This is a genomic window from Lysobacter sp. MMG2 (assembly GCF_016735495.2).
Classification (GTDB): domain Bacteria; phylum Pseudomonadota; class Gammaproteobacteria; order Xanthomonadales; family Xanthomonadaceae; genus Lysobacter_J.
Map to the genome: position 1 here is coordinate 755,674 of NZ_JAERQY020000002.1, position 14,614 is coordinate 770,287.

Below are 14,614 nucleotides of genomic sequence, written 5' to 3' on the forward strand. Positions count from 1 at the left end.
GCCCCTCCGCTTTTGCGAATCCCGAATCTCGAATCACGAATCCCGGCTTTACCGAATCTCGAATCACGAATCCCCGCTTCACCCAATCCCGAATCCCGAATCCCGAATCCCGGCTGTTAAACCATGCGAATCAAACGTTTCATCGCCCCCGACATGCGCACCGCGCTGCGCATGGTGCGCGACGAACAGGGGCCCGATGCGGTGATCCTGTCGAACCGTCCGGTCGAGGACGGCATCGAGATCGTCTCGGCCACCGACTACGACGAATCCCTGGCGCAGCAGGCCCTGCGCGCCGCGTTGCCGTCGCTGCCCGCCGCGCCCGCGCCGGTGGCCTCGCCGAGCACGCCGGCGACGGTGGCGGCGGTGGTGCCGATGACGAAGTCGATGTCGAATGCCTCGAACGAAGCTCCACCTCCCCTGCGTGCAGGGGGTGAGGAGGGACGTCTGCGCGCCACTGGCGCGCGTCCCGACGAACGCCTTCGGGTTATGCCCGAAGGCCGGGACAGTTGGGGAGGGGTCGCGAAGCCGCGCAGCGGCGAGCTTGGAGTCGCGACGCATCGCGGCGAGCTCGGCGCTGACGCGCCTCACTACTCCCTCCCAACCTCCCCCGCCAAGGAGGGGGAGGAGCAAAAAAGCTCGCGCATGTCCTCGCTCGCCGCACTGCTCACCAAGCCGGTGAAGGGCAAGCCCGCCTGGACCGCGCCGTCGGCCGAGTCCACCGTCGAAATGGAGCGCGTGGAAATGCAGCGCATCGAAATCGAAGACGAAGAACCCGCCGTCGTCGCGCTCTCCGACAAGGCACGCGCGAAGATCGCCGAATCCCCGATCCGCGGCCGCGCCGTGTTCGCCATCGGCGACGGCACGCGCGTGGAAACCGCGCCGCGCGCGCCGAAGGTCGAGACGCAGGTGGCCGACGCGCGCCCCAAGCCCGACACCTCGCGCTTCGACGCGATGATGGCCGCGCTGATCCCGCAGGGGGAGAAGTTCGAGGCGGCAGCGGCGGCGTTCGCGCAGGCCGCACCCGCCGGCACCAGCACATCGCACGATGCGCCGGTGCAGGAAGCAACAAGGGACAGCGTCACCGACCCGACACACGTCGCGCCCACGGCTGCGGTCGGAATCGGTGACGCTGCTCCCTCTCTATCGGCCGATGTCGCCGCGCTTGAAGGGGCGCGGGCGACGCAGCCCAGCGAGCCGATCTCGCACGAATACCGCAGCCTTGCGGATCTGTGGAGCGATGACGCTTTGCTTCCCTCTCCCGACGGGAGAGGGATCGAGGGTGAGGGGCGCAATCAGGACCACCTCGCCGATGGCACTGCCTTCAAGGGTTCTGCCTCCTACGTCGATCTGTTGACGAATCACTCCGTTGCCCCTCACCCCGACCCCCAAGCCCAAACGCACAGCGTTTGGGCGTTCGATGGCGCGCGAACCAGTGGTTCGCAAGCAGCGCCCTCTCACTCCGAGAGGAGAGGGGCTCAAGCGCTCGCGCCTCAAACGCCCGCCGCTGCGCCCCACCTCCACGCCGTCGCCGACGCACGCGACCCGTCCATGCTCGCCATGCGCGACGAACTGGCGACGATGCGCGCGATGATCGAGCGCGAGTTCGGCCAGCTCACCGTCGAACGCCTGCGCGGTTCGCCGGCGCGCGCGGCGGCGTTCGACCTGCTGATGAGCTACGGCTGCGACGAGAATCTGGCGCAGACGATCGCCGGCCGCATCGACGCCCGCCTCGACCCGGCGCAGGTGCGCGAGCCGATGCTGGAAGAACTGGCGCGCGCGATCTCCGTCGCCCGCCACGAACCCATCGACGACGGCGGCGTGATCGCCCTGGTCGGCCCGACCGGCGCCGGCAAGACGACCACCGCCGCCAAGCTCGCCGCGCGTTTCGCCCAGCGCCACCGGGCCCGCGACGTCGCCCTGGTCACCACCGACACCGAGCGCCCCGGCGCGACGGAGCAGCTGCACATCCTCGGCCGCCGACTGGGCGTGACGGTGTGCGAGGCCAACGGCCCGGAAGCGCTGAACGACGCCCTCGACCAGCTCGCCGACTACCCGCTGGTGCTGGTCGACACCGCCGGCCACGGCCTGCGCGACCGCGCCCTGCTCGGCCAGATCCTGTGGCTGCGCGCGGCCAAGCGCGTGCGCAGCCTGCTCGTGCTGCCGGCCAACACGAATGCCCATGACCTGGGCGAAGTGGTGCGCCGCTACCGCCCGGCCTCACCGGAAGGCGTGGTGCTGACCAAGCTGGACGAGACCGGCCGCCTGGGTTCGCCCCTGTCGGTGCTGGTCCAGCACGGCCTGAGCCTGGCCTACACCACCGACGGCCAGCAGGTCCCGACCGACATTGCCGCCGCGGACGCACGCCGTCTCGTTTTGACCCTCGAGAAAGTGCGACGTGCTGCCGATAACCCCCTCGGGTCTCTCGACGCCCGTCCTGTGACCCTCCCCACCGAGGACCGCCATGCCATCGCCAGCTGATCTCAATGCACCCGCGTCCAGTGCGCCCGTGTCCGGCGCGCGCGCCCCGGTGCGCGTCATCGCCGTGGCCAGCGGCAAGGGCGGTGTCGGCAAGACCTCCGTCTCGGTGAACCTCGCCATGGCCCTGGTCCACGCCGGCCAGCGCACGCTGCTGCTGGACACCGACCTGGGCCTTGCCAACGTCGACGTGATGCTCGGCCTGTCGCCGCAGTTCACGCTGGCCGACGTCTTCGCCGGTCGCTGCGAATTGCAGGACACCCTGCTGGAAGGCCCGCGCGGTTTGTGGGTGGTTCCGGCGGCGTCGGGCAAGCGCCACATGACCGAACTGCTGCCGCAGCAGCACATCGGCCTGGTGAACGCCTTCTGCCAGCTCGACCTGCCGCTGGACGCGATGGTGGTGGACAACGCCGCCGGCATCTCCGACAGCGTGCTCACCTTCTGCCAGGCCGCGCAGGACGTGGTGGTGGTGGTCTGCGACGAACCGGCCTCGGTCACCGACGCCTACGCGCTGATCAAGGTGCTCAGCCGCGAGCGCGGCGTGACCCGCGTGCAGGTGCTGGCCAACCAGGTCAACAACGCCATCGAAGGCAAGCAGCTGTTCGAGAAGCTCGAGCGCGTCAGCGCGCGCTTCCTCGACGTGACGCTGCACTACCTCGGCGCGATTCCGCGCGACGAATGGCTGCGCCGCGCGATCCAGCGCCAGGAAGCCGTCGTGGAAGCCTTCCCGGGTTGTCCTTCGGCGCTGGCCTTCCGCGACATCGCACGGCGCGCGAACAGCTGGCAGTCGCCGGCCGGTCCGCGCGGCGGCGTCGAATTCTTCATGGAACGCCTCGTCGCGCACAGCGCGGGCGCCAGTGCGGCCAGCCACAACGATCCATTACGGAGCGCCGTCGCATGAACGCCGCCGCCGCACAGTACAAGGCCACCCAGCGCGCCACCGACAACGCCAACGCGACCGAGGTCGTCGAGAAGCACGGCGAACTCGTGCGCCGCATCGCCCACCACCTGGCCGCGCGATTGCCGGCGAGCGTGGAGATCGACGACCTCATCCAGGCCGGCATGCTCGGCCTGATCGACGCGGCCCGCAATTTCCAGGCGGATCAAGGCGCGGCGTTCGAAACGTATGCCTCCATCCGCATCCGCGGCGCGATGATCGACGAGATCCGCCGTGGCGACTGGGTGCCGCGCTCGGTGCATCGCCGTTACCGCGATGTCGTCGCCGCCACGCGCGAAGTCGAACAGCGCACCGGCCGCGCCGCGACCTCGCAGGAAGTGGCCAGCGCGCTCGAGGTTTCGCTGGACGAATACCACCGCATGCTCGAGGACGCCGCGCGCGGCCAGCTCATCAGCCTGGAAGCGCACCTGGACGAACACGAGGGCGAGCCGCACCTGGCCACGCACGGCGGCGCGACGCCGGCGCGCGAGTTCGAACACGGCGCGTTCCGCGAAGCCCTCGGCGGCGCGATCGCCAACCTGCCCGAACGCGAACAGCTGGTGCTGTCGCTGTACTACGAGCAGGAGCTGAACCTGCGCGAGATCGGCGCGGTGCTGAGCGTGAGCGAATCGCGCGTCTGCCAGATCCACGGCCAGGCGATGTTGCGCCTGCGCGCGCGTCTGGGCGAGTGGCGCGGCACGCATGAGGACGATGAGGACGAGCATGGGTATTGAGTTCGCCTTCGACAGTTGCGCACCTGTGCCGAATGACTCCGGCGCGACCGGCCCGTTCATCCTTCGACTTCGGGCCTTCGGCCCTACGCTCAGGACGAACGGGATCGTTTCACCGTTCGTCCTGAGCGTAGGCGCGCAGCGCCGAAGTCGAAGGAGCAACGGGCTGATCACCATCACGCATTGACGCTGTTCCCGACTTTCCTTCTGCACCAGAGCCAAGCCCACATGGACAAGAACATCCGCATCCTCATCGTCGACGACTTCTCGACCATGCGCCGCATCGTCAAGAACCTGCTCAACGACCTGGGCTTCCACAACACCGCCGAGGCCGACGACGGCAGCACCGCGCTGATCGAACTGAAGAAAGCGTCGTACGACCTGGTCGTCACCGACTGGAACATGCCGGGCATGCCGGGCATCGACCTGCTCAAGGCGATCCGCGCCGACGCCGCGCTGGCGAAGATCCCGGTGCTGATGGTCACCGCCGAAGCCAAGCGCGAGCAGATCATCGAAGCCGCACAGGCCGGCGTGAACGGTTACGTCATCAAGCCCTTCACCGCCGCGACGCTGGAAGACAAGCTCGCCAAGGTGTTCGAGCGCCTGGGAGCGGCCGCGTGATCGAGGCGCCCGGCTCCGAGGTGGTCATCACGCAGGACCGCCAGGCCGTCATCGCGCGCCTGCACGCGGCGCTGTGGGCGCTGGAGCACGACGACCTCGCCGGCTGGCGCAGCAATGTCGACGCGCTGATCCAGTGGCGCAGCCAGCCGCTGGTGCAGGGCCTGGCCAAGCTCGCGCGCGAACTGGAAAGCGCGCTGGGCGAAAGCAGCGGCGCGTCGTCGACGAGCGGTTCCCTGCCGGAAGCCTGCGCGCGCCTGGAACACGTGGTGCACGTGAGCGAGGACGCCAGCCATCGCACGCTCGACCTGATCCAGGAATGCGGCGTGCTGCTGGGCACGCTGCCGGATGCCGCCGCCGAGGAACAGGCCGCGACCATCGCCGCGATCCGCTCGCGCATGTCGGAAATGACCGCTGCGCAGGGGTACCAGGACCTGACCGGGCAGATCATCCGCCGCGTCGTGGTGCTGGTGCGCGCGGTGCACGCGGGCCTGGGCGAAGTCGTCGACACCGGCGACACGCCGTTGCACCTCAATCACAACTCGCGCGGCTTCGGCCCGTCGGTGGCGGGCGTGGATCCCGCACCGGCGACGCAGGACGACGCGAACGAACTGCTGTCTTCGCTGGGGTTGTAACGATGGTTCGCCCGACGTTCATGCCGAGCCGTAGCCCGGGTAAGGCCGCAGGCCGCACCCGGGGTGCCGTCACGCTCGATCCCGGGTGCGCTTCGCTTACCCGGGCTACCCGCCTGCGCGGGAATGACGAACTGCTTTCGAGGATTCGCCGATGAACGCCATCGCCGACGACATCGCGGCCGACTTCCTGATCGAAGCGCGCGAGATCCTCGACCAGCTGGGCGAGCAGATGGTCGCGCTGGAACACGCGCCGACCGACCGCAACTGCCTCAACACCGTCTTCCGCGGTTTCCACACCATCAAGGGCGGCGCGGGCTTCCTCGACTTCGTGCCGATGGTGCACATCTGCCACGCGGTGGAGGATCGCCTCAACGTCGCGCGTGACGGCACGGTGCCGATGGACGCGGCGGCGTTCGACGACACGCAGCAGTCGCTGGACCTGCTGGTGGACATGCTCGCGGCCGTGTCGGCCGGCGAGGAACCCGAACACGCACCGCCGGCGCTGCTGAAGTCGCTGCGCGACGGCGCCAAGGGCATCGCCATGAGCACCGCGAAGCCGGCATCGGCGAACGGCGACATCGACGAGGACGAGTTCGAAGCGCTGCTGGATTCGCTGCACGGCTCCAGCGCGAACTCCCTCCCCGGCTCGCAGGGAAGGGTTGGGGAGGGGTCGCAAAGCCGCAGCGCGGCGAGCTCGGGCGCTGACGCGCCCTCACTCCCGCCTCCCAACCTCCCTCTGCAAGCAGGGGGAGGGGCCAAAGGCGCCGCGAAATCCAACGCACAACCCAAAGCCGCCGAAGACCCCACCGTCCGCGTCGACGTGCGTCGCCTCGACGCGATGGTCGACCTGGTCGGCGAACTCGTGCTCGCGCGCAACCGCCTCAAGACCATCCGCCCGCGCCTGCGCGACGAGGACCTCGATCGCGCCGTGACCGCGCTGGACGTCGCCACCTCGCGCCTGCAGTCCTCGGTGATGATGGTGCGCATGCAGCCGGTGGGCCGCGTGTTCGCACGCTTTCCCAAGCTCGCACGCGACGTCGCGCGACAGGTGTCCAAGTCGGTGGAGCTGGACATCGTCGGCGCCGAGACCGAACTGGACCGCAACCTCGTCGAAGCCCTCGCCGATCCGCTGGTGCACCTGGTGCGCAACGCGATCGACCACGGCATCGAAGCGCCGGACACGCGCCGCGCATCGGGCAAGAACGAACAGGGCCGCGTGCGCCTGTCCGCGCAGCAGGAAGGCGACCACGTCTCCATCGAAGTCAGCGACGACGGCGCCGGCATCGACCCGGAAAAGATCCGCCGCAGCGCCGTCAAGAAAGGCCTGATCGACCCCGACGCCGCCGCGCGGCTGTCGTCGGACGAATGCCTCAACCTGATCTTCATGGCCGGCTTCTCCACGCGCAGCGAAGTCAGCGACCTGTCCGGGCGCGGCGTCGGCATGGACGTGGTGCAGTCCAAGATCCGCGAACTGTCCGGTCAGGTGCAGATCCATTCCGAAGTCGGCCGCGGCACGCGCTTCGTGATCCGCGTACCGCTGACGCTGGCGATCCTGCCCACGCTGCTGGTGGAACTGGAAGGCGACGTCTACGCGCTGCCGCTGGTGCGCGTGGTCGAAGTGCTGGCGCACGAGCGCGTGGAGGCGATCTGGGTGGACGGCCAGAGCATGCTCGACCTGCGCGACCAGCCGCTGCCGCTGATCGACCTGCGCGCCTGGCTGGGCCTGGCGCCCGACCCGGCCGCGGCCACGACCTGCGTGGTGCTGCAGTCCGGCGAGCAACGCTTCTGCCTGACCGTGGACCGCGTGCGCGGCCGCGAGGAAGTGGTCATCAAGGCCCTGCCCCGCACGCTGCGCGGCCTGGCCGGTTACGCCGGCGCCAGCCTGGTCGGCGACGGCCGCATGGCGCTGATCCTGGATGTGGACGCACTGCTCAGAACCGGGCTGCGCGGCTCAAGTAGCGCGGCGAGGGACCGTTAAGAACAACGAAGCTCCGAGCAAAACCCCATGCCGTCATCCCCGCGAAGGCGGGGATCCAACTCGCAAACGTTGCACGCCTCCCGTCGAGGTTGCCGCGTCGGAACCATGGATTCCCGCCTTCGCGGGAATGACAGCTCAACCTCCACGGACGTTTCCCCACGATGGACAGACTCAGCCTCATCGGTGTCGTACTTGCGCTGGTCGCCCTCATCGGCGGCAGCATCCTCAAGGGCGCGGGCCTCTCGGGCCTGTGGTCGCCGGCGGCGTTCGTCATCGTGATCCTGGGCACCATCGCGGCCATCCTCGTGCAGACGCCGATGGCGACGTTCAAGCGTGCACTGGCGATCGTGCGCTGGGTATTCAATCCGCCCGCACAGGATCGGCCGGCGATGATCGCGCGCATCGTGGAATGGAGCACCGTCGCGCGCCGCCAGGGCCTGCTGGGCCTGGAAGCCGAAGTGCAGGCGCAGGAAGACCCGTTCGTGCGCAAGGGCCTGCAGATGGTGGTGGACGGCGTGGAGCCCGAATCGATCCGGCAGATGCTGGAGATCGAACTGCACGGCCAGTCGCAGCGCGACCTCGCCGCGGCCAAGGTGTTCGAGGGCGCCGGCATCTACTCGCCGACGCTGGGCATCATCGGCGCGGTGCTGGGCCTGATGGCGGTGATGAAGAACCTCGCCGACCCGAGCAAGCTCGGCCACGGCATCGCCGCCGCGTTCACCGCGACGATCTACGGCATCGGCCTGGCGAACCTGATGCTGCTGCCGATGGCGGCCAAGCTGAAGGGGCTGATCAACCAGCAGGCCGACGAGCGCGAGATGATCATCGAAGGCCTCATCGCCATCGCCCAGGGCGAGAACCCGCGCAACATCGAAGCGCGGCTCAACGGCTTCGTGGTCTGACGGAGCCTTCGCACCCATGGCCGGCCGCCGCAAGCAGCATCACGAAGAACACATGAACCACGAAGCGTGGGCGATCCCGTACGGCGATCTGATCACGCTGCTGCTGGCGTTCTTCGTGGTGATGTACGCGATCTCCTCGATCAACGAGGGCAAGTACCGCGTGCTCGCCGATGCGCTCTCCTCCGCGTTCGGCGGACCGCCGCGCACCGTCACGCCGATCCAGCTGGGCATGCACCAGCTGCGCGGTTCGGCCTTCGACCGGCCGTCGCTGGTGACGCCCGGTTCCAAGTCCGGCCCGTCCTCGTCCACGCCCATCGCCGCGCCGCGCATGCGCCAGGTGCTGGACATGCCGACCTTCGGCGGCAAGGCCGGCGCGGCGCAGCAGGTCGCGCTGGAAGAATCGCGCGAACAGGGCGAACAGCAGCTGCATTCGATCGGCCGCCGCATCCAGGACGCGCTGTCGGAACTGGTGAAGCAGAAGCTGGTCACCGTGCGGCGCAGCTACAACTTCCTGGAAGTCGAGATCCAGAGCGACATCCTCTTCGCCAGCGGCGTGGCCGTGCCCAATCCGCAGGCCGTGGACACCGTGCGGCGCATTTCCGCCGTGCTGCGCGAGGAACCCAACGCGATGCGCGTGGAGGGTTACACCGACAACGTGCCGATCGCGACGTCGCAGTTCCCGTCCAACTGGGAACTGTCGTCCGCGCGCGCGGCCAGCATCGTCCACGTGATGGCGCAGGACGGCATTTCGCCCAGCCGTCTGGCGGTGGTCGGCTACGGTGAATTCCAGCCGGTCGCCGACAACGCCACGCCGCAGGGCCGCAACGCGAACCGCCGCGTGCTGCTGGTGATCCTGGCCAATCCGCAGGGCCCGGACGCACTGGAAGACCGCACGCCGGCGACGATCGCGATGCAGGACGAAACCACCGCGCCGGCCGTCGACGCCGATTTGTTTCCCGCCGCGTCTTCGACGCCTTCGCGCTCGACGACGGCGCCCAGCGCACCGGGCGCGGCCACCGCCGCCGCACGCGCGCACGCCGCCGGCAACGACGGCATCGCCGCCGACACCGCACGTGCCGCCGCGGCGGCCAAACATTCCTCCACCTCACCGGGAGCGGGCTGATGCGCGCCTGGGCAATCGCCAACCAGAAAGGTGGCGTCGGCAAGACGACGACGTCGCTGTGCCTCGCACGCGGGTTAGCCACGCAGGGAAACCGCGTGCTGCTGCTCGACCTCGATCCGCACGCGTCGCTGACGCGCGCATTCGAAGTCCCCGCCGACCCGCCGCCGTCCGGCACCCACGACCTGTTCAACGGCAGCGCCTCGGGCCTGCTCGAACTGGCCCGCTACACGCACATCCCCGACCTGCAGCTGGTCGCCGCGCAACCGGCGCTGGCCACGCTGGAACGGCGCGGCGCGACGCAGCCCGGACTGGGCCTGGCGCTCGGTCGTGCGTTGCACACGGTGCGCGATGTCTACGACTACGTGCTGATGGACTGCCCGCCCACGCTCGGCCTGCTGATGGTCAATGCGCTGGCGGCGGCCGATCGCCTGATCGTGCCGACGCAGACCGACCCGCTCGCCCTGCATGGCCTGGCCGACATGCTGCGCACGGCGGAGATGGTCGAACGCTCGCGCCGTCGCCCGCTGCCGCGCCACGTGCTGCCGACATTGTTCGACCGGCGCACGCGCACCGGCGTGCAGAGCCTGTACGAATTGCAGGATCGCTACGGCGAACGCGTCTGGCCGCACGCCGTGCCGATGGACACGCGCCTGCGCGACGCGGCATCGCTGGTGAAGGCCGATCCGCCCGACGGCCGCGGCGTCGACATGTACCGCCGTGCGCTGAAGTGGTTGCTGGAAACCGAAGCCTCGGGCGATGCGCGCAAGGAAGCGGCGTGAGACTTGCATCGGCACCTGCACTACTGCTCGTCATTCCCGCGAACACGGGGATGCAGCGACTTTCATCCGTACCGCAACAGCAAGGCGCTGGATTCCCGCTTCCGCGGGAATGACGGGGCCGGGAAGACCGACATGACCCACACTGCCATCGACGCCTACCTCGACGAACTGCTCGACCTCACCGTCGACGCGGTGGCGCCCGTGCCCGCTGCGGCGAATGCGCCGGTGATGGCGCACGCCGTCGAAGCGGTGATGGCGCACGTGGAGATCCCGGCGGGCCTGCTGGCGGAGCTGGACGCCGATCCGCTCCTCACCGGCCCGCTCGCTGCTGGCACGCACGACACGACGACGACGTCGGCTGTCATTCCCGCCGGCCTGCTCGACGAACTCGACGCCGATCCGCTCTTCGCCGGCCAGGCGCCTGCGCCGGAAACCGCACCGACGTTCGCGATTCCCGCCGGATTGCTGGACGAACTCGATTCCGACCCCCTGTTCGCCGACGCATCGCCAACGCAAGCGGCCGGGATTCCGCCCGGCCTGCTGGCCGAACTCGACGCCGACCCGCTCTTCGACGCACCGCCGCCGGTGGTCGCCGAGGCACCGCGCCCGCAACCGGCGCCCGCGCCGGCCCGCTCACCGGCACCGCCCCCGCGTGCGCCCGCCGCCGCGCAGGCGCACACCGGCCTGCGTCCGGTCGAGCTCACGCCGCCCTCCCTGCCGCCGACGGTGACCACCACGCATCGCTGGCTGCGCGTGGCCGTGGGCGAGGACAGTTACGCGGTCGAACTGCTGCGCGTGCAGGAAGTCGGCCGCACCGTGCCCATCGTCGCCATGCGCGGCGCGGCGCCGTCCGTGCTGGGCGCGATGAACCTGCGCGGCCGCATCGTCCCGGTCTTCGACCTGGGGCTGTGGCTGGGCACGGAACGTGTGACCCCCGACGAGCGCGCACGCATCGTCGTGGTGGAGCGCGACAACGAACTCATCGGCGCGCTGGTCTCGGCCGTCGACGACGTGGTGACGCTGGGTCCGGACCGCATCGAACCGCCGCTGATGGCTTCGCCGTCCAAGGCGATCGTGGGCGTGGCGCGGGTGGTGGCGAAGCCTACGGTGTTGCTGGATGCGAATGCGTTGTTCGGGTGAGGCAGGCCATGGATGGCTGGGCCGGGCGACCCGGCGCCGAAAGCGTAGCGCCATGGATGGCTGCGGTGAATCCAATCGAAGTCCCCGTAGCCCGGGTAAGGCCGAAGGCCGCACCCGGGGCAACGGTTCCGGAGACGGCAACCCGGGTGCGCTGCGCTTACCCGGGCTACGGATGCTTTCGGTCCGTGCGTCCTTCGACTTCGGGCCTGCGGCCCTACGCTCAGGACGAACGGTGCCAAAGGTATGCCCCACCCCGGAAGCAACCTGCTTCCTCCCCCCGTTCGTCCTGAGCGTAGCGAAGCGAAGTCGAAGGATGGACGGGCCCGGAGCTCTGACGGGCAAAGCCCCTCAAGTCCTCCCGCCCCGCGCCGTTATCCATCTCGAATGACCACGGCCACCCGATCGCCATGAACGCATTGCCGCTTCCCTCCGACCTCGGTATCGAACACGTCGCCGACCTGCAGGCCACGCTGCGCCCGCACCTGGAGGACGCCGAACCGCTGTCGCTCGCCGGCGACGCCGTCGAACGCGTGCACACGGCCGGCCTGCAGATGCTGCATGCCTTCGTGCGCGAACGCGCCGCGCTGGGCCACGCCACCGTCGTCACCGGCGCCTCCCAGGTGCTGGCCGACGCCGCGCGCCAGCTTGCGCTCGCCAAGAGCCTGGGCGTCGACGCCGCGTCGGCCGCCTGACGCCATCCCCGCATTTCCCATCCATCCGAACAACAACCAGAAGCCGGCCACGATGTCCAAGAACCTGCTGATCGTCGACGACTCCACCTCCATGCGGCAGATGGTCGCCTTCGCGCTGACCGGCGGCGGCTTCAACGTGCGCGAGGCCGAAGACGGCCAGGCCGCGCTCGACGTCGCCCGCACCCAGCGCTTCGACGCCGTGGTGACCGACGTGAACATGCCGCGCATGGACGGCATCGAACTCATCCGCCAGCTGCGCCAGCTGCCCGACTACCGCTTCACGCCGCTGCTGATGCTCACCACCGAATCCGGCGGCGACAAGAAGGCCGAAGGCAAGGCCGCCGGCGCGACCGGCTGGCTGGTCAAGCCGTTCGACCCCGAACAGCTGCTCGCCACCGTCCGCAAGGTCCTGGGCTAATCGCCTTCCACACGTTCCAGTCAGCGCACTGAAGGCAGAACCGCCACGATGGACATCACCCGCTTCCACGCCGCGTTCTTCGAGGAAAGCCGCGAAAACCTGGATGCCATGGAAGCGGGCCTGCTCGCGATGGAATCCGGATCCGCGGATGGCGAAACCATCAATGTCGTCTTCCGCGCCGCGCATTCGATCAAGGGCGGCGCGGCGACCTTCGGCTTCACCGCCATCAGTGAACTGACGCACCAGTTGGAGACGCTGCTGGACGAAGCGCGCAGCGGACGCCGACAGCTCGACGCCGGCGCGATCGGCGCGCTGCTGGTCGCCGGCGATTCGCTGCGCGGCCTGCTGGGTGCGGCCGAACACGGCGATCCGATCGACGCGGTGGGCCTCAAGCGCGCGCACGATGGCCTGGCGAAGATGATGGGCCGCGAAGTCGCCGCATCGAACGCGAAGGCCGAAACGAAGGAGCCGGAAATCGCCGAATGGCGCATTGGCTTCAAGCCGGCGCCGTCGATGTTCCTCAGCGGCAACGACCCGCTGCGCATCCTGCGCGAGCTGGCCGGCCACGGCAAGCTGGGCGTCACCGCGCTCGACAACGCGCTGCCGAAGTTCTCCGATCTCGATCCGTTCGAAGCCTACCTGGCGTGGGACCTGATGCTGCCCGGCAGCGTGCCGCGCAGCGCCATCGACGATGCCTTCGCCTGGGTCGAAGACCAGTGCGAGCTGGCGATCGAAGCCATTCCCATGACGTCCGCCGTCGCGCCCGCACCGGCGCCGCTGCCGGACGCGCCCGACAACGTCGTCGCGATCGACACGCGCAGCGATGCGCGCAAGGGCAGCGCGAACGAAGGCGACACCTCGATCCGCGTCGCGGTGAACAAGGTCGACGCGCTGATCAACCTCGTCGGTGAACTCGTCATCACCCAGGCGATGCTGCGCCAGCGCTCCGCACAGCTGGACCCGGTCGCCAACGAGCTGCTGCTGTCCGGCCTGGAACAACTCGACCGCAACACCCGCGACCTGCAGGAAGCGGTGATGGGCGTGCGCATGCTGCCGGTGGAGTTCGCCTTCAGCCGCTTCCCGCGCATGGTCCGCGACCTCGCCGCGCGCCTGGACAAGAAGGTGCGCCTGCGCACCAGCGGTGAAGCCACCGAACTGGACAAGGGCGTGATCGAGAAGATCGTCGATCCGCTCGTGCACCTGGTGCGCAACTCGATCGACCACGGCCTGGAATCGCCGGCCGACCGTCGCGCCGCGGGCAAGGACGAAACCGGCACGATCAGTCTCAACGCGCAGCACCAGGGCGGCCACATCGTCATCGAGATCAGCGACGACGGCCGCGGCCTGGATCGCGAACGCATCCTGCGCAAGGCCGCCGAACGCAACCTGCCCATCGCCGACAACCCGACCGACGCGCAAGTGTGGGACCTGGTGTTCCACCCCGGTTTCTCCACGGCCGAACAGCTCACCGACCTGTCCGGTCGCGGCGTCGGCATGGACGTGGTGAAGAAGAACATCGCCGCACTCGGCGGCCAGGTCGAGATCCGTTCGAAGAAGGGCGTCGGCACCACCGTGTCGATCCGCCTGCCGCTGACGCTGGCGATCCTGGACGGCATGACCGTCGCGGTCGGCGGCGAAGTCTTCATCCTGCCGCTGAACGCGGTCATCGAATCGCTGCAGCCCGCCGACGGCGACGTGCGCACCATCGCCGGCGAGGCGCGCGTGCTGCGGGTTCGCGAGGACTACCTGCCGCTGCTCGACCTGGCTTCGCAGTACGGCCTGTCCGGCGATTCGCGCGTGGGCGCGCCGATCGCGGTGGTGGTGGAAGCCGACGGCAAGCGCCTGGCGCTGGAAGTCGACGAACTGCTCGGCCAGCAGCAGGTGGTGGTGAAGAACATCGAAGCCAACTACCGCCGCGTGCAGGGCATCTCCGGCGCGACGATCCTGGGCGACGGTCGCGTCGCACTGATCGTCGATGTGGGCGGGCTGTCGCAATCCCAGCGCTTGGCCCACGCGGCTTGAAGTAGCCCGGGTAAGGCCGAAGGCCGCACCCGGGGCGCCGTGACCGATCCAAAGGCAAGACGCAATTCACTGGTGTAACGCGCTGCGGCGCGTTCATCGCAGCCACGAACGAGTTGCCTGGGGGCGCGGTGCGCTCCGCTTACCCGGGCTACGAAACCAGAGAG

General features: G+C 69.2%; 13 protein-coding genes. All 13 read left to right on the forward strand.

The annotated features are described in order from the left end of the window. Positions 1–123 precede the first annotated feature (123 nt). The 13 genes from flhF to JI752_RS11530 all read left to right on the forward strand — a co-directional run bounded on the left by flhF (position 124) and on the right by JI752_RS11530 (position 14,450). Positions 124–2,478, forward strand: coding sequence for a flagellar biosynthesis protein FlhF (flhF, locus tag JI752_RS11470; RefSeq protein WP_216963937.1), 2,355 nt, complete (start codon positions 124–126; stop codon positions 2,476–2,478). Then, positions 2,462–3,376: a MinD/ParA family protein gene (locus JI752_RS11475; protein ID WP_216963940.1), complete on the forward strand. Its 915-nt coding sequence runs from the start codon at positions 2,462–2,464 to the stop codon at positions 3,374–3,376. The genes flhF and JI752_RS11475 overlap by 17 nt, the downstream gene beginning before the upstream one ends. Further along, complete coding sequence (locus tag JI752_RS11480) at positions 3,373–4,146, forward strand: RNA polymerase sigma factor FliA (RefSeq protein ID WP_216963943.1); 774 nt, start codon at positions 3,373–3,375, stop codon at positions 4,144–4,146. The genes JI752_RS11475 and JI752_RS11480 overlap by 4 nt, the downstream gene beginning before the upstream one ends. Before the next feature lie 225 nt (positions 4,147–4,371). Beyond that, complete coding sequence (gene cheY, locus JI752_RS11485; RefSeq protein ID WP_216963945.1) at positions 4,372–4,764, forward strand: chemotaxis response regulator CheY; 393 nt, start codon at positions 4,372–4,374, stop codon at positions 4,762–4,764. Then, a complete protein-coding gene (locus JI752_RS19540; protein ID WP_216963948.1) occupies positions 4,761–5,396 on the forward strand; it encodes a protein phosphatase CheZ in 636 nt (211 codons plus the stop codon). Before cheY ends, JI752_RS19540 begins: the two co-directional genes overlap by 4 nt. Before the next feature lie 151 nt (positions 5,397–5,547). After that, a complete protein-coding gene (locus JI752_RS11495) occupies positions 5,548–7,374 on the forward strand; it encodes a chemotaxis protein CheA (RefSeq protein WP_216963951.1) in 1,827 nt (608 codons plus the stop codon). 161 nt (positions 7,375–7,535) lie between these two features. Then, complete coding sequence (locus JI752_RS11500; protein ID WP_216963954.1) at positions 7,536–8,276, forward strand: flagellar motor protein; 741 nt, start codon at positions 7,536–7,538, stop codon at positions 8,274–8,276. A 16-nt stretch (positions 8,277–8,292) separates the two neighbouring features. Next, positions 8,293–9,399, forward strand: a complete 1,107-nt coding sequence (gene motD, locus JI752_RS11505; protein ID WP_216963957.1) for a flagellar motor protein MotD — start codon at positions 8,293–8,295, stop codon at positions 9,397–9,399. Next, positions 9,399–10,178: a ParA family protein gene (locus tag JI752_RS11510; protein WP_216963960.1), complete on the forward strand. Its 780-nt coding sequence runs from the start codon at positions 9,399–9,401 to the stop codon at positions 10,176–10,178. Before motD ends, JI752_RS11510 begins: the two co-directional genes overlap by 1 nt. A gap of 132 nt (positions 10,179–10,310) precedes the next feature. Beyond that, on the forward strand, positions 10,311–11,318 hold the full coding sequence (locus JI752_RS11515; RefSeq protein WP_216963963.1) for a chemotaxis protein CheW: 1,008 nt from the start codon (positions 10,311–10,313) through the stop codon (positions 11,316–11,318). Positions 11,319–11,725: 407 nt separating this feature from the next. Beyond that, positions 11,726–12,010, forward strand: a complete 285-nt coding sequence (locus JI752_RS11520; RefSeq protein ID WP_216963966.1) for an STAS domain-containing protein — start codon at positions 11,726–11,728, stop codon at positions 12,008–12,010. A gap of 52 nt (positions 12,011–12,062) precedes the next feature. Then, on the forward strand, positions 12,063–12,428 hold the full coding sequence (locus tag JI752_RS11525; RefSeq protein WP_137834142.1) for a response regulator: 366 nt from the start codon (positions 12,063–12,065) through the stop codon (positions 12,426–12,428). 48 nt (positions 12,429–12,476) lie between these two features. Continuing rightward, positions 12,477–14,450 carry a chemotaxis protein CheW gene (locus JI752_RS11530; protein WP_216963968.1) on the forward strand — a complete coding sequence of 658 codons (1,974 nt, stop codon included), beginning with the start codon at positions 12,477–12,479 and terminating at the stop codon, positions 14,448–14,450. The last annotated feature ends 164 nt before the right edge of the window (positions 14,451–14,614 follow it).